The organism is Pseudomonas reactans (assembly GCF_013387025.1).
Taxonomy (GTDB): domain Bacteria; phylum Pseudomonadota; class Gammaproteobacteria; order Pseudomonadales; family Pseudomonadaceae; genus Aquipseudomonas; species Aquipseudomonas reactans.
Genome location: NZ_JACAQP010000010.1, coordinates 199,289 through 219,726, shown reverse-complemented (window position 1 = coordinate 219,726; position 20,438 = coordinate 199,289). Strand labels below are relative to the sequence as shown.

At 61.4% G+C, this 20,438-nt stretch carries 17 protein-coding genes; 6 read left to right on the top strand and 11 right to left on the bottom strand.

All coding sequences use genetic code 11. The features are described 5' to 3' along the window. The 4 genes from HX793_RS13400 (at position 1) to HX793_RS13385 (ending at position 7,023) form a co-directional block, all read left to right on the top strand. Positions 1-3,162, top strand: coding sequence for an efflux RND transporter permease subunit (locus HX793_RS13400; RefSeq protein WP_016975096.1), 3,162 nt, complete (start codon positions 1-3; stop codon positions 3,160-3,162). Further along, positions 3,159-4,616 (top strand): AdeC/AdeK/OprM family multidrug efflux complex outer membrane factor, encoded by a 1,458-nt coding sequence (adeC, locus tag HX793_RS13395; protein WP_016975095.1) that lies wholly within the window; start codon positions 3,159-3,161, stop codon positions 4,614-4,616. Before HX793_RS13400 ends, adeC begins: the two co-directional genes overlap by 4 nt. 172 nt (positions 4,617-4,788) lie before the next feature. Continuing rightward, a complete protein-coding gene (locus tag HX793_RS13390) occupies positions 4,789-6,039 on the top strand; it encodes an OprD family porin (RefSeq protein WP_177050915.1) in 1,251 nt (416 codons plus the stop codon). Positions 6,040-6,123: 84 nt separating this feature from the next. After that, positions 6,124-7,023, top strand: a complete 900-nt coding sequence (locus HX793_RS13385; RefSeq protein ID WP_177061402.1) for a polysaccharide deacetylase family protein — start codon at positions 6,124-6,126, stop codon at positions 7,021-7,023. Between the two features lie 133 nt (positions 7,024-7,156). Here HX793_RS13385 and pcaC read toward each other — a convergent pair whose 3' ends face one another. The 11 genes from pcaC to pcaR all read right to left on the bottom strand — a co-directional run bounded on the left by pcaC (position 7,157) and on the right by pcaR (position 17,888). Further along, positions 7,157-7,555 carry a 4-carboxymuconolactone decarboxylase gene (pcaC, locus tag HX793_RS13380; RefSeq protein ID WP_177050911.1) on the bottom strand — a complete coding sequence of 133 codons (399 nt, stop codon included), beginning with the start codon at positions 7,553-7,555 and terminating at the stop codon, positions 7,157-7,159. Between the two features lie 10 nt (positions 7,556-7,565). Then, complete coding sequence (gene pcaD / locus HX793_RS13375; RefSeq protein ID WP_177050909.1) at positions 7,566-8,357, bottom strand: 3-oxoadipate enol-lactonase; 792 nt, start codon at positions 8,355-8,357, stop codon at positions 7,566-7,568. 10 nt (positions 8,358-8,367) lie between these two features. Continuing rightward, positions 8,368-9,723: a 3-carboxy-cis,cis-muconate cycloisomerase gene (locus HX793_RS13370; protein WP_177096436.1), complete on the bottom strand. Its 1,356-nt coding sequence runs from the start codon at positions 9,721-9,723 to the stop codon at positions 8,368-8,370. 10 nt (positions 9,724-9,733) lie between these two features. Beyond that, positions 9,734-11,029: an MFS family transporter gene (locus HX793_RS13365; RefSeq protein WP_016975088.1), complete on the bottom strand. Its 1,296-nt coding sequence runs from the start codon at positions 11,027-11,029 to the stop codon at positions 9,734-9,736. Between the two features lie 208 nt (positions 11,030-11,237). Next, positions 11,238-11,804: a protocatechuate 3,4-dioxygenase subunit alpha gene (pcaG, locus tag HX793_RS13360; protein WP_177096434.1), complete on the bottom strand. Its 567-nt coding sequence runs from the start codon at positions 11,802-11,804 to the stop codon at positions 11,238-11,240. A gap of 1 nt (position 11,805) precedes the next feature. After that, positions 11,806-12,510 (bottom strand): protocatechuate 3,4-dioxygenase subunit beta, encoded by a 705-nt coding sequence (gene pcaH / locus HX793_RS13355; RefSeq protein WP_016975086.1) that lies wholly within the window; start codon positions 12,508-12,510, stop codon positions 11,806-11,808. A 17-nt stretch (positions 12,511-12,527) separates the two neighbouring features. Beyond that, a complete protein-coding gene (gene pcaF / locus HX793_RS13350) occupies positions 12,528-13,730 on the bottom strand; it encodes a 3-oxoadipyl-CoA thiolase (RefSeq protein WP_177096477.1) in 1,203 nt (400 codons plus the stop codon). Further along, on the bottom strand, positions 13,727-14,506 hold the full coding sequence (locus HX793_RS13345; protein ID WP_177096432.1) for a CoA-transferase subunit beta: 780 nt from the start codon (positions 14,504-14,506) through the stop codon (positions 13,727-13,729). The genes pcaF and HX793_RS13345 overlap by 4 nt, the downstream gene beginning before the upstream one ends. Beyond that, complete coding sequence (locus tag HX793_RS13340; protein WP_010212331.1) at positions 14,506-15,363, bottom strand: CoA transferase subunit A; 858 nt, start codon at positions 15,361-15,363, stop codon at positions 14,506-14,508. The genes HX793_RS13345 and HX793_RS13340 overlap by 1 nt, the downstream gene beginning before the upstream one ends. A 195-nt stretch (positions 15,364-15,558) precedes the next feature. Then, positions 15,559-16,899 (bottom strand): 4-hydroxybenzoate transporter PcaK, encoded by a 1,341-nt coding sequence (gene pcaK, locus HX793_RS13335; RefSeq protein WP_177050903.1) that lies wholly within the window; start codon positions 16,897-16,899, stop codon positions 15,559-15,561. Between the two features lie 146 nt (positions 16,900-17,045). Further along, the gene (gene pcaR, locus HX793_RS13330; protein ID WP_028619267.1) at positions 17,046-17,888 is read right to left on the bottom strand and encodes a pca regulon transcriptional regulator PcaR; all 843 of its coding nucleotides are present in this window, start codon (positions 17,886-17,888) and stop codon (positions 17,046-17,048) included. 560 nt (positions 17,889-18,448) lie between these two features. On the opposite strand from pcaR, the gene HX793_RS13325 reads away from it, so the two are divergent. After that, positions 18,449-18,649, top strand: a complete 201-nt coding sequence (locus HX793_RS13325) for a hypothetical protein (protein WP_003189295.1) — start codon at positions 18,449-18,451, stop codon at positions 18,647-18,649. Positions 18,650-18,960: 311 nt separating this feature from the next. After that, positions 18,961-20,436, top strand: a complete 1,476-nt coding sequence (locus tag HX793_RS13320) for an inorganic phosphate transporter (RefSeq protein ID WP_016975081.1) — start codon at positions 18,961-18,963, stop codon at positions 20,434-20,436. Positions 20,437-20,438 lie beyond the last annotated feature (2 nt).

Here is a 20,438-nt window from a genome sequence, read left to right as displayed (position 1 = left end):
ATGTCGAAATTTTTTATCGACCGTCCCATTTTCGCCTGGGTAATTGCCCTGGTGATCATGCTGGTCGGGGCACTGTCGATCCTGAAGTTGCCCATCAACCAATACCCGGCCATCGCGCCCACCGCCATCGACATCCAGGTGACCTACCCAGGCGCGTCCGCACAAACCGTGCAGGACACCGTGGTGCAGGTCATCGAGCAACAGCTCAACGGTATCGACAACCTGCGTTATGTGGCCTCGGACAGTAACTCCGACGGCAGCATGACCATCACCGCGACGTTCAACCAGGGTACCAACCCGGACATCGCCCAGGTTCAGGTGCAGAACAAGCTGAACCTGGCGACCCCATTGCTGCCGCAAGAAGTGCAGCAACAGGGTATCCGCGTGACCAAGTCGGTGAAGAACTTCCTGATGGTGATCGGTCTGGTGTCGGAAGACGGCAGCATGACCAAGGACGACCTGTCCAACTACATCGTGTCCAACATCCAGGACCCGATCTCCCGTACTGCGGGTGTAGGTGACTTCCAGGTGTTCGGTTCGCAATACGCCATGCGGATCTGGCTCGACCCGGCCAAGCTGAACAACTACCAGTTGACCCCGGTAGACGTCAGCACCGCCATCGCGGCCCAGAACGTCCAGGTGGCCACTGGCCAATTGGGTGGCCTGCCTGCCCTGCCCGGCACCCAGCTGAACGCGACCATCATCGGCAAGACCCGTCTGCAAACCGCCGAGCAGTTTGGCAAGATCCTGATGAAGGTGAACGCCGACGGCTCGCAGGTTCGCCTGCGTGACATCGCGCGTATCGAACTGGGCGGCCAGAACTACAGCATCAGTGCACAGTTCAACGGCAAGCCGGCTTCCGGTATGGCGATCAAGCTCGCGTCGGGCGCCAACGCCCTGGACACCGCCAAGGCCATCCGTGCCACCGTGGCGTCCCTGGAACCGTTCTTCCCGCCTGGCATGAAGGCGGTGGTGCCGTATGACACCACGCCTGTGGTGACCGAATCGATCTCCGGTGTAGTGCACACCCTGGTCGAAGCGATCGTGCTGGTGTTCCTGGTGATGTTCCTGTTCCTGCAGAACTTCCGCGCCACCATCATCACCACCATGACGGTACCGGTGGTGTTGCTGGGCACCTTCGGGATCCTGGCTGCGTTCGGCTTCACCATCAACACCCTGACCATGTTCGGCATGATCCTGGCCATCGGCTTGCTGGTGGACGATGCCATCGTGGTGGTGGAAAACGTCGAGCGGGTGATGGCCGAGGAACACCTGTCGCCTAAAGAAGCGACGGTGAAATCCATGGGCCAGATCCAGGGCGCCCTGGTGGGTATTGCCCTGGTACTGTCGGCGGTACTGTTGCCGATGGCGTTCTTCGGTGGCTCCACCGGTGTGATCTACAAACAGTTCTCTATCACCATCGTTTCGGCCATGGCGTTGTCGGTACTGGTTGCCCTGATCTTCACCCCGGCCTTGTGCGCCACCATGCTCAAGCCGATCGACCCGGAAAAGCACGGCCAACCCAAGCGTGGTTTCTTCGGCTGGTTCAACCGCACCTTCGACCGTGGCGTACTGAGCTACGAGCGCGGCGTGGGCAACATGATCAAGCACAAGTTTCCTGCATTCTTCGTGTACCTGATCATTTTCGCCGGCATGATCTGGCTGTTCACCCGCATCCCGAGCGCGTTCCTGCCGGAAGAAGACCAGGGCGTGATCTTTGCCCAGGTGCAGACCCCGGTCGGTTCTTCGGCTGAGCGTACGCAAAAAGTCATCGACGACATGCGTGCCTTCCTGCTCAACGACAAGGAAGGCGAGCCGGGCGAAGGCAAGGCCGTGAAATCGGTGTTTACCGTCAACGGCTTCAACTTCGCTGGCCGTGGCCAGAGTTCGGGCCTGGCGTTCGTGATGCTCAAGCCATGGGATGAGCGTGACGCATCCATGTCGGTATTCGAAGTGGCCAAGCGTGCCCAGGGTTACTTCTTCGGGGCCTTCAAGGACGCCATGGTATTTGCCATCGTGCCGCCTTCGGTTCTGGAGCTGGGTAACGCCACCGGTTTCGACGTGTTCCTGCAAGACCAGGGCGGTGTCGGCCACGAAAAACTGATGGAAGCGCGCAACCAGTTCCTGGGTGCCGCCGCACAAAGCAAGATCCTGGCGGGTGTGCGTCCTAACGGCGTGAACGATGAGCCGCAGTACGAGCTGACCGTCGACGACGAGAAGGCCAGCGCCCAGGGCATCACCCTGTCGAGCATCAACCAGACCCTGGCGATTGCCCTGGGTGGCAGCTACGTCAACGACTTCATCGACCGTGGTCGGGTGAAGAAGGTGTACGTGCAAGGCGAAGCCGCTGGCCGGATGTCCCCGGAAGACCTGGACAAGTGGTACGTGCGCAGCGACTCCGGGAAGATGGTGCCAATGTCGGCCATTTCCTCGGGCAAGTGGATCTACGGTTCGCCGAAGCTCTCGCGGTACAACGGTGTAGCGGCGATGGAAATCCTCGGTACCCCGGCACCGGGCTACAGTACCGGTGACGCCATGGCCGAAGTCGAGCGTATCGCCAAGCAATTGCCGGCGGGCGTAGGTTATGCCTGGACGGGCCTGTCGTACGAAGAACGTCTGTCCGGCTCCCAGGCACCTGCGCTGTACGCCCTGTCGCTGCTGGTGGTGTTCCTGTGCCTCGCGGCCCTGTACGAAAGCTGGTCGATCCCAATTGCGGTGGTACTCGTTGTGCCGCTGGGCGTGGTGGGTGCGTTGATCGCCACCAGCATGCGCGGGCTGTCCAACGACGTGTTCTTCCAGGTGGGCCTGTTGGTGACGGTGGGCCTGGCGGCGAAGAACGCCATCCTGATCGTGGAGTTCGCCAAAGAGCTCCACGAACAGGGCAAAGGCATCGTCGAGGCAGCCATCGAGGCATCTCGCATGCGTCTGCGCCCGATCATCATGACCTCCATGGCGTTCATCCTCGGCGTACTGCCACTGGCGATCTCCTCGGGCGCAGGCTCAGGTAGCCAGCACGCCATCGGTACCGGTGTAATCGGCGGTATGATCACGGCCACTGTGCTGGCGATCTTCTGGGTGCCCTTGTTCTTCGCAACCGTATCCGCTGCTGGCGAACGTAAAAAGACTGACACAACTGAAACCCCTAAAGAGGCTGGCCAATGAGCAAGTCGCTACTTTCCCTAGCCGTCACAGCCTTCGTGCTCAGTGGCTGCTCGCTGATACCTGACTATCAGCGTCCCGAAGCGCCGGTGGCCGCACAGTTCCCGCAGGGGCCGGCGTATTCGTCGGCCCAGGCGCCGAGCCAGGCCGCTGCCGAACAGGGCTGGAAGCAGTTTTTCCATGACCCTGCCCTGCAACAGCTGATCCAGACCGCACTGGTGAACAACCGCGACCTGCGTGTCGCGGCGCTGAACATCGACGCTTATGCCGCGCAGTACCAGATCCAGCGCGCCGACCTGTTCCCGGCCGTATCGGCCACGGGCAGCGGCAGCCGTTCGCGTACGCCGGCCCGCCTGTCGCAGACTGGCGAATCGACCATCAGCAGCCAATACTCGGCCGGTCTCGGGATCAGCTCCTATGAGCTGGACCTGTTCGGTCGCGTACGCAGCCTGAGTGAAGAAGCCCTGCAAAAGTACTTCGCCACTGAAGAAGCACGACGCAGTACCCAGATCAGCCTGGTGGCCAGCGTGGCCAATGCCTACCTGACCTGGCAGGCCGACAAGGAACTGCTCAAGCTCACCCAGGACACCCTGGATGCCTACGAGCAGAGCTTCAAGCTCACCTCGCGCAGCAACGAAGTCGGCGTGGCCTCGGCCCTCGACCTGAGCCAGTCGCGCACCTCGGTGGAAAACGCCCGGGTCGCCCTGGCGCGTTATACCCGCCAGGTGGCCCAGGACGAAAACAGCCTGACCCTGCTGCTGGGCACCGGCCTGCCGGCGAATATCGCCAGCAAGCCGCTGTCGGATGACCTGCTCAGCGAAGTGCCGGCCGGCTTGCCGTCCGACCTGCTGCAACGTCGTCCCGACATTGTCCAGGCCGAGTACAACCTCAAGGCCGCCAACGCCAACATCGGCGCGGCCCGTGCTGCGTTCTTCCCGAGCATCACCCTGACCGCCAGCGCCGGTACCGCGAGCCCGAACCTGGGCGGCTTGTTCAAGGGCGGCTCGGGCACCTGGTCGTTCGCCCCGCAGATCAACATCCCGATCTTCAACGCCGGCAGCCTGCGCGCCAGCCTGGACTACTCGAAGATCCAGAAAGAGATCAACGTGGCGAACTACGAGAAGGCCATCCAGACCGGCTTCCAGGAAGTCTCCGACGGCCTCGCCGCACGTGAGACCTACAAGCAGCAACTGGATGCCCAACGTGGCTTCGTCGCGGCCAACCAGGATTACTATCGACTGGCCGAGCGTCGCTACCGTATTGGTGTCGACAGCAACCTGACGTTCCTCGATGCCCAACGCCAACTGTTCAGTGCCCAGCAATCGCTGATCACCGATCGCCTGGCGCAGCTGACCAGCGAGGTCAACCTGTACAAGGCCCTCGGCGGCGGTTGGAACGAGCAGACCGCGAAGAATGAGCCGTTGAAAGAAGAAGCGCCGGCGCTGAAGTTGTTCTGATAGCACTTGCATCAACAAAGCCCACCTCTTGGTGGGCTTTTTGTTTTCAGGGGCTGACCAACTTGCGTTCGATCATCGCCCACAACCCGCTCTCCCCCACTTTCATCGCCCCCGCACCGCCCCGCACCATGGCCGCCACCTGCATAAACCCAATAACAACAGGTCAAACACCATGAGCACTTTCCACCCGCGCCGGCTTTTGCTGGCAACCGCTGTCGCCAGTCTCGCCCTGCCCGTCGTCGCTGAAGAACACGGCTTTCTCGAAGACGCCAGCGCCAACCTCAACCTGCGCAACTTCTTCTTCAACCGCAACTACACCAACCCCACCAAGGCCCAGGGCGGCGCGCAGGAATGGACGCAGAGTTTCATCCTCGACGCCAAGTCTGGCTTTACCCAGGGCACCGTGGGGTTTGGCGTGGATGTGCTGGGATTGTATTCGTTGAAACTGGATGGCGGACGCGGCACCGGGGGTACCCAACTGTTGCCGTTGGACCGTGATGGCCGCCCGGCGGATGAATTCGGGCGCCTCGGGGTGGCGTTCAAGGCGCGTATTTCCAAGACCGAAGTGAAGGTCGGCGAGTGGATGCCGGTGCTGCCGATCCTGCGCTCGGACGATGGCCGCTCCCTGCCGCAAACCCTGCGTGGCGGGCAAATCACCTCGAAAGAAATCGACGGCCTGACCCTCTATGGCGGCCAGTTCCGCGCCAACAGCCCGCGCGATGACAGCAGCATGACGGACATGTCGATGTTCGGTAAAACCGCCTTCACCTCGGACCGCTTCAACTTCCAGGGCGCCGAGTACGCGTTCAACGACAAGCGCACCCAAATCGGCCTGTGGAATGCGCAACTCAAGGACATTTATAGCCAGCAGTTCGTCAACCTGATCCACAGCCAGCCTATCGGCGACTGGACCCTGGGCGCCAACCTCGGTTTCTTCTACGGCAAGGACGACGGCAGCGCCCGTGCCGGCGACCTGGACAACAAGACCTGGTCCGGCCTGTTCTCCGCCAAGTACGGCGGCAACACCTTCTATGTTGGCCTGCAGAAACTCACCGGCAACAGCGCCTGGATGCGCGTCAACGGCACCAGTGGCGGCACCCTGGCCAACGACAGCTACAACAGCAGCTACGACAACGCCCAAGAGAAATCCTGGCAAGTACGTCACGACTACAACTTCGCCGCCCTCGGCGTGCCCGGCCTGACCCTGATGAACCGCTACATCAGTGGCACTAACGTGCACACCGGCACCATCACCGACGGCAAGGAATGGGGTCGCGAAACCGAAGTGGGCTATACCGTGCAAAGCGGCGTGGCCAAAAACCTCAATGTGCGCCTGCGCAACTCCAGCATGCGCCGCGACTACAGCAACAATGAGTTCGACGAAAACCGGTTGATCGTCAGTTACCCGATAAGCCTGCTGTAAACCATCATTGACCTTGCTGTATGGTGCGCGCCTGCCGCTGCTGAGCTGAATCAGCAGCGGCTTTCATTCGAGCCCGCGCACACCATGAAATCCTTCGCTTATGCGTCCGCCCTGCTAGCCCTGGCCCTGAGCCTCAGCGGCTGCATCGGCGCGCCCATTGCCCTTACGCCGCAAACCGAGCAGCGCCTGCAAACCCAGGCGCCGATCCGCTTCCTGCTGACCTTCGATGATGGCCCGAGCGCGTCGGGCTACAACAACCCGAGCCGGTCGGTGATGGCCGACCTGGCGCAGAACCCGGTGCTGCCGGGGATCAAGGCGGTGTTCTTCTTGCAGACCGAAGCCGCCCGTTCCGGCGGCAGCGCACGGGGTCGCAAGACCATGCAACGCGAGTATGCGGCCGGTCACGTCCTGGCCTTCCACACGGCCACGGGGTTTCACACCAACCACCGCTGGCTGAACGATGCCGAACTGGAAAGCACCCTCAGCCAAGGCGCCGCCGACATTGCCGCGATCACAGGCGCGCCGCCGGTGCTGGTGCGCCCGCCGTTCTGGAATTACGACCGACGCACCTTCGCCGCCTACCAGCGCCATGGCATGCACGTATTGCTGACGGACCTGAGCGCCAATGACGGCAAGATCTGGGGCTTCAACGGCAGCCCGCGCCGCCGAGCCAATTTATACCGGCAACTGTCGGTGGTGCGCGAGCGCATTGCGTTGGGTGAGTTGCCGACAGTGGACGGGGTGATACCGGTGGTGGTGACCTTCCACGACATCAACCGCTACACCGCGCGGCATATGCAGGAGTACTTGCAGATCCTGCTGGACAGCGCCCGGATCAACGGCATGAAGACTGCCGCCGAGCCCTTCTACACCGACACCGCCCAGCTACAGCGCGCGGCGTTGGCGCGTACGGTCAAGGAGGTGAGTGAAGAGGTGCATCTGCCAGGCGTGTGGAATTGGGTGTGGGACGCCGACTCCCACTGATTTTTGAAACCCTGTAAAGATTAACTGTGGGAGCGGGCTTGCTAGCGAATGCGATGTGTCAATCAGCACAGGTATTAACTGAACCACCGCTTTCGCGAGCAAGCCCGCTCCCACATTTTGACTGTATTTCAACTCAGTCAGCCTGGCGCGACTCGATACCCAACTCATCCCACACCGACTCCGCCAGGTGGAACGTCGCATTCGCCGCCGGGATCCCGCAGTAGATCGCGCTCTGCATCAGCACTTCCTTGATCTCGGCACGTGTCACGCCATTGCTGGCGGCGGCGCGCAGGTGCAGCTTGAGTTCTTCGCTGCGGTTCATGCCGATCAGCATGGCAATGGTGATCAGGCTGCGGGTGTGTCGGGGCAAGCCGGGACGGGTCCAGATGTCACCCCAGGCATGGCGGGTGATCATTTCCTGGAATTCACTGTTGAATTCGGTCTGGGCATTGAGGCTGCGGTCGACATGGGCATCACCCAGCACTTCGCGGCGCACTTGCAGGCCTTCGGCATAACGTTGTTTCTCGTCCACAAAAAGCTCCTCAGCGGGCCAACAAAAATTCAATGACACAGTCGCTGAACGCCGCACCGGCCTGCACATTGGACAGGTGCGCCGCATAGAACTCAGCGTACTCGGCACCCTGCACATGGTTTTGGATAAAGTGACCGCCGGCCGGCGGTGTGACCGCATCTTCAGTGCCGGCAATGACCAACGTCGGTACTTTGATCGAAGACAGTTGCTCACAGAAATCTGCATCACGCACCGCCGCACAGTTGGCGGCATAACCTTCGGGTGAAGTGGCCGCCAGCATGTCGGTAATCTGCTTGGCCTGGTGTGGGTTGGCCGCCGCAAAGTCTGCGGTGAACCAGCGTACAATCGACGCATCGCGCAGCGCTACCATCGCCGCTGCGCCATCGCGCAGCACCATCTCGATGCGCGGGTTCCACACCTCGGGCGTGCCGATCTTGGCGGCGGTGTTGCACACCACCAGGCGCTGCAGACGTTGGCCTGCATGGATGCCCAGCCATTGGCCGATCAAGCCGCCCATGGACAGCCCGCAGAAATGCGCGCGTTGTATATCCAACGCATCCAGTAGTGCGATCACATCCTGACCGAGTTGCTCGATGCTGTAGGGGCCTGGAGTGACCAGGGACTTGCCATGGCCACGGGTATCGAAACGCAGCACACGAAAATGTTGGGTGAAAGCCGGGACCTGGATGTCCCACATGTGCAGGTCGGTGCCCAACGAGTTGGAGAGCACCAGCACCGGCGCATCCTCGGGCCCATCCAATTGGTAATGCAGTTCGCCCTCGGCGAGTTGTACAAAGGCCACGGTGGTCTCCTCAAGCAAAGTGTTCGGCTACGGCGCGGGTGACCCAAGTGTGGGCCTGGCCCAGGTAGTGGGCGGGATCGAGCAAACGGTCCAATTCTGTTGCAGACAGCTCGGCGGTGACCTGTGGCTCATCCGCCAATACCGCACGCAGGTGACGGCCCTCTGCGACGGCACGCTTGCAGCACTGCTCCAGCAGATGGTGCGCGGTTTCGCGACCCAGGCGCTGGGCAAGCACGATGCTGACGGCTTCGGCCAATACCAGGCCTTGGGTCAGGTCGAGGTTTTGCGCCATGCGCTGCGGGTCGACTTCCAAGCCTTCGCTCACCAGCAACGCCTGTTGCAACGCACCGGACACCAAACGACAGATCTCCGGCAGGGTTTCCCATTCGGCGTGCCACAGGCCCAGGCTGCGTTCGTGCTCCTGGGGCATGGCGCTGAACATCGTCGAGACCAGGCCCGGCACGCGGGTAGCGGCGCTGATCAGCACCGCCGCGCCTACCGGGTTGCGTTTGTGCGGCATGGTGGACGAACCGCCCTTGCCCGGTGCGGATGGCTCAAACGCCTCGGCTGCTTCGGTCTGCATCAACAAGCTGATATCACGGCCCAGCTTGCCCAGGCTGCCGGCGATCAAACCGAGGACGCTGGCGAACTCCACCAGACGATCCCGCTGGGTGTGCCAGGGTTGTTCAGGCAGGGTCAGTTGCAACTCTGTCGCCAACGCCTCGGCCACCGGTATTGCCTGTTCGCCCAGCGCTGCGAGGGTTCCCGAAGCGCCACCGAATTGCAGCACCAGCAAACGCGGTTTCAGTTCAGCAAGACGCTGGCGATTGCGGGTAACCGCGCCCAGCCAACCGGCGATTTTCATCCCCAGGGTGACCGGCGTCGCATGCTGCAACCAGGTACGCCCGGCCAATGGCACGCCGGCATAGCGCTGGGCCTGGGCGGCAAGAATGTCGCCCAGACGCACCAAATCCGCCTCGATCAACCCCACCGCCCGCTGCAGTTGCAGCACCAGGCCGGTGTCCATCACATCCTGGCTGGTCGCCCCCAGATGCACATAGCGTTCGGCCCCGGCATCTTCACTGGCAATCAACTTGCCCAGCGCCTTCACCAGCGGAATCGCCGAATTTCCCGCCGTGGCAATCGCCACGCCGAGGGCGTCCACGTCGTATAGCGAGGCCAGGCAGGCCTGGGCAATCGGTGCAACGGCGGCCTGGGGAATCAAGCCGACCTGGGCCTGGGCCCGGGCCAATCCCGCTTCAAAATCCAGCATGCCCTGCAAGCGTCCCCTGTCGCAGAACACCTCGGCCATGCTGCCCGCCGTGAAGTAAGCGTCGAACAATTGATTGCTCGTGCGCAGCGTCATAACGCGTCCCTTATAGATCGTGGTGCAAGTACTCCGCCTGTTTCGGCAGGCGCAAGCTGAACAGGAAGGCCACCGCCATCATGCCGGTAACGTACCAGTAGAAAGTGTTTTCCATGCCCATGGATTTGAGGCCCAGGGCCACGTATTCCGCCGAACCACCGAAGATCGCGTTGGCCACCGCATAGGCCAGGCCGACACCCAGGGCACGCACGTGCGGCGGGAACATTTCCGCTTTCACCAGGCCGCTGATGGAGGTGTAGAAGCTGACGATGGCCAGGGCCAGGGAAATCAGCACAAAAGCCAGGAACGGGTTGGTCACGGTTTTCAGGGTCAGCAGGATCGGCACGGTGCACAAGGTGCCGAGCGCACCGAACCAAAGCATGGAGTTACGACGGCCGATCTTGTCCGAGAGCATGCCGAACAGCGGCTGCATGCACATGTACACGAACAGCGCGCCGGTCATGATGTAGCTGGCGGTCTTGGCGTGCATCCCGGCCGTGTTCACCAGGTATTTCTGCATGTAAGTGGTAAAGGTGTAGAAAATCAGCGAGCCGCCGGCGGTGTAGCCGAGCACGGTGATAAACGCCGCCTTGTGGTTGCGGAACAACGCCGCCACGCTGCCTGCGTCCTTGTCCTGGCGCATTTCCTTGCTGGTGGTTTCCTTGAGGGTGCGACGCAGCAACAGGGAGATCACCGCCGCAATGGCGCCGATCACGAACGGAATCCGCCAGCCCCAGGCGCGCAATTCTTCTTCGGTGAGGATCTGTTGCAGGATCACCACCACCAGCACCGCCAGCAGTTGCCCGCCGATCAGCGTCACATACTGGAACGAGGCGAAGAAACCGCGCTGGCCCTTGAGCGCGACTTCACTCATGTAGGTCGCGGTGGTGCCGTATTCGCCCCCCACCGACAAGCCCTGGAACAGCCGCGCCACCAACAGCAACGCCGGAGCCCAGGCGCCGATGTCTTTGTAGGTGGGCAGGAAGGCGATGACCAGGGAACCGGCGCACATCATCAGCACCGAGATCATCATCGAATTCTTGCGCCCGTGCTTGTCAGCCACCCGGCCAAACAGCCAGCCGCCGATAGGTCGCATCAGGAAGCCGGCGGCGAACACGCCGGCGGTGTTGAGCAGTTGGACCGTAGGGTCGTCCGACGGGAAGAACGCCGGGGCAAAGTAAATGGCGCAGAAGGCATAGACGTAGAAGTCGAACCATTCGACGAGGTTGCCGGAGGACGCCCCGACGATCGCAAAAATCCGTTTGCTGCGTTCTTCTCCGGTGTAGTGACTGGTTGTTGTTGTCATGATTTTTCACTCAGTGGGAACGGTTATAGCCTAGACATACTTTGCAACAACCATGTCATGCAAGCAGACTTTTGGATGGGTGTTGCCTGAAGCCTGATCCCTGTAGGAGCGAGCTTGCTCGCGAAAGTCGCCAACGATGACGCGGGCAGCCTGAATGAATGCGGCGCTCTCAAGCTTTTCGCGAGCAAGCTCGCTCCTACAGGAAGCCTCAATAATCGAAGAACACCGTTTCCTTATCTGCGCCCTGCAACACCACATTCCACTGATGCACACCCTCTGCATCCTGCTTGGCAATCAAGGTTTCGCGCCGATCCGCAGGCACACACGCCAGCAACGGGTCATCCCCATTCAGCGCTTCGCCCTCGAAATAAATCCGCGTCAGCAAGTGCTTCACCAAGCCACGGGCAAACACCAGCACCACCAGATGCGGCGCCTGGGTCGTGCCTTTCAAGCCCGGCACGGCACCCGGCTTGATGGTGGTAAAGCGAAACCGCCCTTCAGCATCCACCGGCACCCGGCCGAAACCTTCGAAGTTCGGGTCGACGGCTTTGTCCTGCTCATCTTCCGGATGGTCATACTTGCCGGCGGCATTGGCCTGCCAGACTTCGAGCATGGCGTCGTTGACAACATCGCCATTGCCGTCCACCACCTGCCCGCTGATCGCCACGCGCTCGCCGAGGGTGGCGCCCACGGTCAGGTCTTCGCGGTTCAGCCAGGTCAGGCCGATGTGGTAATACGGCCCGACGGTGTGGGACGTGGTCGCGTTGAGTGTCATCTCATTTCTCCATCGGCGTGGCGTCGCGGCCGCGCAGGACGATGTCCCAGCGGTAGCCGAGGGCATAGGAAGGAATGGTTTTTTCCAGGTCAAAGCTGGCGATCAAACGTTGCTTGGCCGAAGTGTCCGGCACGCAGTTGTAGATCGGGTCGTATTCCAGCAGCGGGTCGCCGGGGAAGTACATCTGCGTGACCAGCCGCGTCAGCACGCTCGGGCCGAACAGCGAAAAGTGGATATGCGCTGGGCGCCACGCGTTGTGGTGATTGCCCCACGGATAGGCGCCGGGCTTGATGGTCTGGAATTGGTACCAACCATCGGCGTCGGTGACGGTGCGGCCGGTACCGGTGAAGTTCGGGTCCAGCGGCGCGTCGTGCAGGTCGCGCTTGTGGTTGTAGCGACCGGCGGCGTTGGCTTGCCAGATCTCCACCAGAATCCCCGGCACCGGCAAACCGTTTTCGTCGAGCACGCGACCATGAATGATGATGCGTTCGCCTTGGGGCTCGCCTTCATGCTGGGCCGTGAGGTCGTTGTCCTTCTCGTTGACACGCTCGGCGCCGATGGTCGGGCCGGTGATTTCCGACAAGGAATGGGGCAGGAACACCAACGGCTGGGACGGCGAACGCAGGTTCGTCGACTGGTAGGCCGGGTGCAGGTAATCAGGTTGAGTGCCCGCTTGCGGGCGCCGGTATCCAGGCTTGTCACTCATGGTGCAGTCCTCTCTTATTAGATGCGTTCAATCGCCAAGGCCAAGCCTTGGCCGACGCCCACGCACATGGTCGCCAGGCCTTTGCTGCCGCCGGTTTTTTCGAGTTGATGAAGGGCCGTCAACACCAGGCGCGCGCCGCTCATGCCCAGCGGGTGGCCGAGGGCGATGGCGCCGCCGTTCGGGTTGACCTGCGGCGCGTCGTCGGCAATGCCCAGCTCACGCAGCACGGCAAGGCCTTGGCTTGCGAAGGCCTCGTTGAGTTCGATCACGTCGAAATCGGTCACGGCCAGGCCAAGACGCTCCACCAGCTTGCGCACGGCCGGCACCGGGCCGATGCCCATCACACGCGGCGCGACACCGGCGCTGGCCATGCCCAACACGCGGGCGCGGGCGGTCAGGCCATGCTTTTTGACGGCTTCGGCTGAGGCCAGGATCAACGCGGCGGCGCCGTCGTTAACACCCGAGGCGTTGCCGGCAGTGACCGTTCTGTCCGGGCCGTTCACGGGCTTGAGCTTCGTCAGGGCTTCCAGCGTGGTGTCCCGTGGATGTTCATCGTGTTCCACCAGCGTTTCGCCTTTTTTATGGGCGACGCGTACGGGTACGATTTCTTCAGCGAAGTACCCGGCGGCTTGGGCAGCAGCGGTACGTTGCTGGCTGCGCAGGGCAAAAGCGTCCTGGTCGGCGCGAGACACCTGGTAATCGTCGGCCACATTGTCGGCCGTCTGCGGCATCGCATCCACGCCGTACTGGGCCTTCATCAGCGGGTTGATAAAGCGCCAGCCGATAGTAGTGTCCTCCAGCTTCATGTTGCGCGAGAACGCCGCGTCGGCCTTGCCCATCACGAACGGCGCGCGGGACATCGACTCGACGCCACCGGCAATCGCCAGCTCCATTTCGCCGCTGGCAATCGCGCGGAAGGCGGTGCCGATCGCATCCATGCCCGAGGCGCACAAGCGGTTGAGGGTCACGCCTGGAATGCTCTCCGGCAGGCCCGCCAGCAACAGCGCCATGCGCGCCACGTTGCGGTTGTCTTCACCGGCCTGGTTGGCGCAGCCGAGGAACACTTCATCGACGGCAGTCCAATCCACCGAAGGGTTGCGCTCGATCAGCGCCTTGATCGGCAGCGCTGCCAGGTCATCGGCACGCACAGTGGACAAGCCCCCGCCGAAACGGCCGATGGGGGTACGGATGGCATCACAGATAAATACGTCGCGCATCAGGCTTCTCCAGGCGCTTGGCCATGGGCGGCCGCGGTACGTGCTTCAAGGTCACGCAGGGCGGTCAGCTCCACATCAGTCGGTTCGGCGGTGGTGTCGACCTGGTCAGCAAAACGAATTGCCCAGCCGGTGGCGGCCACTACCTGCTCACGGGTCACCCCAGGGTGCAGCGCGGTGACCACGAACTCATGGCTGCCCGCTTCCGGTTCCATGATGCACAGGTCAGTAATAATCCCTACAGGACCGGCGCCCGGCAGACCCAGGCGTTGACGCGAGTCGCCGCCTTCGCCATGACCGACCGAGGTGATGAAGTCGAGCTTGTCGACAAACGAACGCGCCGACTGCTTGAGGATGATCAGCACGCTCTTGGCCGAACCAGCAATTTCCGGCGCGCCACCGGCACCCGGCAGGCGCACTTTAGGCTGGTGATAATCACCGACCACGGTGGTGTTGATGTTGCCGAAACGGTCGACCTGGGCCGCGCCGAGGAAGCCCACGTCGATGCGACCGCCCTGCAGCCAGTAGCGAAAAATCTCACCGGTCGGCACAACGGTGTCGGCGGTTTCCGCCAGTTCGCCATCACCGATGGACAGCGGCAGTACCGACGGTTTGGCGCCAATCGGGCCGGACTCGTAGATCAGCACCACATCTGGCGACGAGGTCAGGCGCGCCAGGTTGGCCGCCTTGGACGGCAGGCCGATGCCGACGAAGCACACGGAGCCATTCTTGAGGCGGCGCGCGGCGGCGACGGTCATCATTTCATTGGTCGAGTAAGCCATTACTTGGCCTCCTGCGCGGTGGCCAGTTTGGCCTGGAATTCGGTGAAGTCGGCAGTGCCGTGGATGTATTCGTTGATCCAGGCTGTAAAGGTCCCACGGTCGCGGGCGATCGGGTCCCACGCTTGGTAGAAGCGGTTATCACGCTCGTTGTAGCCATGGGCGTAGGACGGGTGTGCTCCACCTGGCACATGACACACCGCCGTCAGTGCCCAGGTCGGCAACACGCAACTGTTCATCGGCGCATTCAGGTCATCGACGATTTCTTCGACGGTGACGATGCAACGCTTGGCCGCCAGGGCCGCCTCCTTCTGTACGCCAAGGATGCCCCACAGCAGCACGTTGCCTTTGCGGTCGGCCTTTTGCGCGTGGATCACCGTCACGTCCGGACGCACCGACGGCACCGCCGCCAAGACTTCGCCAGTGAATGGGCAGGTCACGGTCTTGATCAGCGGGTTGACCTTAGGCAAGTCGGAACCAGCGTAGGCACGCAATACTGCGAACGGCAGGCCCGAGGCACCCGCGACGTAGGCATTGGCCAGGTCGGCGTGGCTGTGTTCTTCGATTTCCAGCGGTTGCGGCCATTGCTTCTCGACCGCGTCGCGCAGGCGATGCAAGGAGCCCACACCCGGGTTGCCGCCCCAGGAGAAAATCAGCTTGCGGGCGCAACCGGCACCGATCAACTGGTCGTAGATCAGGTCAGGTGTCATACGCACCAGCGTCAGATCTTTCTTGCCCTGACGAATGATTTCATGACCCGCTGCCGTAGGGATCAGATGGGTGAAGCCTTCCAGCGCGACGGTGTCGCCGTCGTTCACAAATTGCTTCACCGCGTCACGCAGCGCGAGGATTTCAGCCATGGGGTTCGGGTTCCCGGTATGGATCGAAAAAGGCGCTGAGGTGGCGCCGAAGTGCTTGAAGATTAAGCCGGGGAAATGGGCCAAACAATCCGATAATCGACTCAGTGTTCGATTATCGAACGGATTGTTGTCTTGCTATTTATCTGGGGTACGACGCCCTGTAGGAGCCGGCTTGCCGGCTCCTACAAGGTCGGGTCAGGTAGCGTCGGCGTGGCTGACCATGCCCTTGATCACCACCGCAGCGGTGGCCAATGCAGCCGGGATCACCAGGGCGGTGAGCACTTGTTCGAAGTTCCAGCCCAGGCCCAGCAAGGTTGCGCCCATCCAGGCGCCGAGGATCGCGCCGAAACGACCGATGCCGAGCATCCACGACACGCCGGTCGCGCGGCCTTGGGTCGGGTAGAAACGTGCAGCCAGTGAAGGCATTGCCGACTGCGCACCGTTGACGCACATCCCGGCAACCAGCACCAGGGTTGCCAGCAGGGTGATATTGCCCAGGCTCTGCCCTACCGCGTAGGCAAACACCCCGGCCAGCAGGTAGAAAATACCGATGACCTTGTGGGGATTGAACCGGTCCATCGCCCAGCCTACGCCCACTGCGCTCAACACACCGCCAAACTGGAACAACGCACCGATAAACGCGGCCTGTTCCAGGCTGGCGCCGCTGTCGCGCATCAGGGTCGGCAACCAACTGGTGAGCAGGTAGACGATCACCAGGCCCATGAAGTAGGTGAGCCAGAGCAGCAACGTACCGGCGCTGTAGGTGCCGGAGAAGATCACCGCAAACACGTTGCGCGCCTTGACGGTTTTTTGTTCGGGCACGCTGAAATGAGTGGCTTGGGCGACGATGCTGGGTTCGATGGGTGAGAGGGTTTTGCGCACTTTGTCGGTGCCCCGGTTGCGCACCACCAGGTAGCGCGCCGACTCCGGCAGCCACAGTATCAGCACCACCACCAGGATCAACGGCAGGATGCCGCCGATCAGCAATAAGGCATGCCAGCCGAACGCCGGGATCAACTTGGCCGAAATAAACCCGCCACCCGCCATGCCCAGGTTGAAGCCGCAGAACATACTGGTCACCAGCAATGACTTGTGGCGTTCCGGCGTGTATTCGGACAACAGCGTCGTGGCATTGGGCATGCCGGCGCCCAGGCCCAACCCGGTGAGAAAACGCAGCACCAGCAATTGATCGACGTTGCTGCTGTAGGCGGACGCCAAGCTGAACGCGCCAAACACCAGCACCGCGCCTACCAGCACCACTTTACGCCCGAAACGGTCAGCCAACGGGCCGGAACCCAGGGCGCCAAACACCATGCCGATCAACGCAGCGCTCATCACCGGGCCGAGGCTGGCGCGGTCGATGCCCCAGTCCTGGGACAGCGCCGGTGCGATGAACCCCATGGCGGCAGTGTCGAGGCCATCGAGGAAAACGATCAGGAAGCACAGGATCACCACACGCCACTGATAACGTGACAGTGGCTGGGCGTTGATGAAGGACTGGACGTCCAACGTGGAACCGACAGAAGGCTGATTCATTGTTTTTTATTTCCACACCGATGGCGGGCTGACGACCTGGGGTCGTCGTTATTATTGGGGCGCTTCAACAGCGCTGCCGCACAGTAATAAGTCGCAGGAAAGACCGTCAATTGAGCAAACCGGGATCTGTGCGGTGACCGAACAGCTTAAGCGAACAGTTGCGCGCTCAACTCACGGCTGGCGCTGAGCATGCTCGGCAGGAAGCGCTGTTCCAACTCACTGCGGCTGACGCGTCCGGCGTGGGTGCTGACGTTCAGCGCGGCCAGCACCTGACCCGAGGCGTCATACACCGGCACCGCGATGGAACGCAGGCCTTGCTCCAACTCTTGGTCGACGATGCACCAGCCTTGCTGACGCACTTGTTGCAGGCATTCGAACAGCGCTGCGGGGGTGGTCAAGGTGCGGCTGGTCTTGGTTTGCAGGTCGGCGTGGTCGAGGTAATCCTGCAGCGAGGCGTCGTCCAGCGCTGCAAGCAGGATGCGGCCCATGGAAGTGCAATAGGCTGGCAGGCGGCCGCCCACCGACAGGTCCACGGAAATCAGGCGTTGGGTGGTGGCCGAGCGGGCGATGTAGAGGATGTCGTCGCCTTCAAGGGTGGCCATGTTGCAGGCTTCGTGGAGCTGCTCGCTCATGCGGTCCAGGTAGGGCTGGGCCGACACGGCCAACGGTGTGGACGACAAATAGGCATGACCCAGGGTCAGCACCTTGGGCAGCAACGAGTAGGTACGCCCGTCAGTAGTGGCGTAGCCGAGTTTGATCAAAGTGTGCAGACAACGACGCACGGCGGCGCGAGGGATTTCCGTGCGGTGACTGATCTGGGCGATGGTGAGGTGACGCTTGCGCTCCTGGAACGCCTGCACCACGGCCAGGCCGCGAGCCAGGGAAGTCATGAAGTCCGGATCACCGGTAAACGCCTGGATACGCTTGGCCGGAGAGGCAACGATCGGCGGCGCCACTGACGCGAAAGAGTTGCGCAATTGATCGTTCATGTCGGGGATCCTTTCTCTTATTGTCGACCGCAGGGGAGGTTCGCCTGCTATTACAAGCCGCGTCAGCCGGGATGCACAAGGCAGCGCCGAGAACATTGTGCGATTATCGGACGATCATTCGATTATCGCAATTTGCGAGCGACCTGGGCCGAGTCGACCTGAAGCGCTGAGTAAAATATGTGACGCTTAATACCGCCTGAAGTTGGACTGAATTAATGACGCCAGGAATTTGTGCACTTACCGACACGCCTGTGTAACAAAACGCTCACACAAAGTTGACGGTTTTTAACTTTATGCTGATAGTGTTATTCAAAGGCACGGCTATAATGCACTCTATGCGCAGGTCCGCCCGGCTCGATCAGCGGGACAGGAACTCGTCAGGTGATGCACCTACCGTGCATTGCCGATCGCAACTATCTGCCTCGAATGCACCACTAACAAGTGGCCGCCCGTGCCTGTTCCAAACTTGAACGTTTCTGCGCTTCAACTTGGAACACGCCGAGGGCGCATTCCGGCATAACACTGCAACGTATTAACACTCAACTCAATTAGGTAACGATGTGACGAAAGATGAACTGCGCGCGGAACTTGAGCGCCAGGAGCAACGTTACAAGGACGTTTACGGCGGGGAAGTGACCACCTACGCCGCCCAGCCTGAACCTGAACGCAAACCGTGGCGCAAGCGAGCCAGCCTGCTCGACCAGGCATTTGCCCAGGAAATCCAAAAGATTGAACAAGAGCTGAAAACCGAAGAGCCATAAGCGATCCGGTTTGAACCCCAAGGTTTTTGCCTCGGCTGCTGGCATATAGCTAGCAGCCGGCAACCTTGAATCCCACCACCAGTAAAATTTCATACAAATGTTTCAGGCGTGACGTTTTTGTGACAAAACCCCGCCCCGGGGCCCCTCTGCTTTATAAATCAAAGACTTGCCAAAGCCCCGAAAACCCTGGGATGCACGCCTTTCCCGGTATTTTTTTCGGTGAAGATTGTTACCGATGAGCAGCTAGTGCATCGATTACTGAGGTTTTCTGGCATAATCGCGCCCCCTTACGACCGGGTCAGAAAACCTTCATGATCGATTTATTCAGCGGACTGGATGCTTGGGTTCTCGTGAGCCTGTTGCTCGCCCTGGCCTTTGTCCTCGCCTTCGAGTTCATCAATGGCTTTCATGACACCGCTAACGCGGTGGCCACAGTCATCTATACCAAAGCCATGCCGCCGCACCTGGCCGTGTTCTTCTCCGGGGTGTTCAACTTCCTCGGCGTGTTGCTCGGTGGTGTCGGTGTCGCCTACGCCATCGTGCACTTGCTGCCGGTGGAGTTGCTGATCAATGTGAACACCGGCCATGGCTTGGCGATGGTCTTCTCTTTATTGGCGGCGGCGATCACCTGGAACCTGGGCACCTGGTACTTCGGTATCCCGGCTTCCAGCTCCCACACCCTGATCGGCTCGATCCTCGGTGTAGGCCTGGCCAATGCCTTGATCAACGACATCCCCCTGGCTGACGGTGTGAACTGGCAGAAAGCGGTGGATATCGGCGCTTCCCTGGTGTTCTCGCCGATGGCCGGCTTCCTGGTCGCAGCCCTGGTGCTGATCGGCCTGAAGTGGTGGCGCCCACTGTCGAAGATGCACAAGACCCCGGACCAGCGCCGCAAGCTCGACGACAAGAAACACCCGCCGTTCTGGAACCGCCTGGTGCTGGTGATTTCCGCCATGGCCGTGAGTTTCGTGCACGGTTCCAATGACGGCCAGAAAGGCATCGGCCTGATCATGCTCGTGCTGATCGGTATCGTACCGGCGCAGTTCGTGCTCGACCTGGGCAGCACCACTTACCAGATCGAACGTACTCGCGATGCAACCGTGCATTTGAGCCAGTTCTACCAGCGTAACAACGCCACGCTCGGCGAGTTCCTGGCCCTGGGCAAGAGCGTGAAGAACGATCTGCCAGGCAAGTTCCAGTGCAACCCGCAACAGACCGAGCCGACCATCAACGCGCTGGTCGACACCTTGAAAGGCGTGTCCGACTATCACTCGCTGACGTCTGACCAGCGTATTGAAGTGCGTCGCTATTTGCTCTGCCTGGATGACACCGCGAAAAAGGTCGGCAAGTTGCCAGGCCTGGATGCGCGTGAGAAGTCCGACCTCGACAAGCTGCGCAAAGACCTGACCGCCACCACCGAGTACGCCCCGTTCTGGGTGATCCTCGCCGTTGCACTGGCCTTGGGCCTGGGCACCATGGTGGGCTGGAAGCGTGTGGTATTGACCATCGGCGAGAAAATCGGCAAGCAAGGCATGACCTATGCCCAGGGCATGTCGGCACAGATCACCACCGCGACCATGATTGGCTTCGCCAACATCTTCGCGCTGCCGGTGTCGACCACCCACGTACTGTCTTCCGGCGTGGCCGGCACCATGGTCGCGAACAAAAGCGGCCTTCAAGGCGGCACCGTGAAAACCATCCTGATGGCCTGGGTGCTGACCCTGCCGGCGACGGTAGGCTTGTCGGCCGGGTTGTTCTGGTTGGCGTCGAAGGCGCTGGGTAGTTGATA

Coding starts and splice junctions, on each gene's coding strand:
- HX793_RS13345 (WP_177096432.1), bottom strand. CDS start 14,506: ATGGCTTACTCGACCAATGAAATGATGACCGTCGCCGCCGCGCGCCGC.
- HX793_RS13370 (WP_177096436.1), bottom strand. CDS start 9,723: ATGACGCTGCGCACGAGCAATCAATTGTTCGACGCTTACTTCACGGCG.
- HX793_RS13385 (WP_177061402.1), top strand. CDS start 6,124: ATGAAATCCTTCGCTTATGCGTCCGCCCTGCTAGCCCTGGCCCTGAGC.
- pcaK (WP_177050903.1), bottom strand. CDS start 16,899: ATGAATCAGCCTTCTGTCGGTTCCACGTTGGACGTCCAGTCCTTCATC.
- adeC (WP_016975095.1), top strand. CDS start 3,159: ATGAGCAAGTCGCTACTTTCCCTAGCCGTCACAGCCTTCGTGCTCAGT.
- HX793_RS13390 (WP_177050915.1), top strand. CDS start 4,789: ATGAGCACTTTCCACCCGCGCCGGCTTTTGCTGGCAACCGCTGTCGCC.
- HX793_RS13365 (WP_016975088.1), bottom strand. CDS start 11,029: ATGACAACAACAACCAGTCACTACACCGGAGAAGAACGCAGCAAACGG.
- pcaR (WP_028619267.1), bottom strand. CDS start 17,888: ATGAACGATCAATTGCGCAACTCTTTCGCGTCAGTGGCGCCGCCGATC.
- pcaG (WP_177096434.1), bottom strand. CDS start 11,804: ATGACACTCAACGCGACCACGTCCCACACCGTCGGGCCGTATTACCAC.
- HX793_RS13400 (WP_016975096.1), top strand. CDS start 1: ATGTCGAAATTTTTTATCGACCGTCCCATTTTCGCCTGGGTAATTGCC.
- pcaH (WP_016975086.1), bottom strand. CDS start 12,510: ATGAGTGACAAGCCTGGATACCGGCGCCCGCAAGCGGGCACTCAACCT.
- HX793_RS13320 (WP_016975081.1), top strand. CDS start 18,961: ATGATCGATTTATTCAGCGGACTGGATGCTTGGGTTCTCGTGAGCCTG.
- HX793_RS13340 (WP_010212331.1), bottom strand. CDS start 15,363: ATGGCTGAAATCCTCGCGCTGCGTGACGCGGTGAAGCAATTTGTGAAC.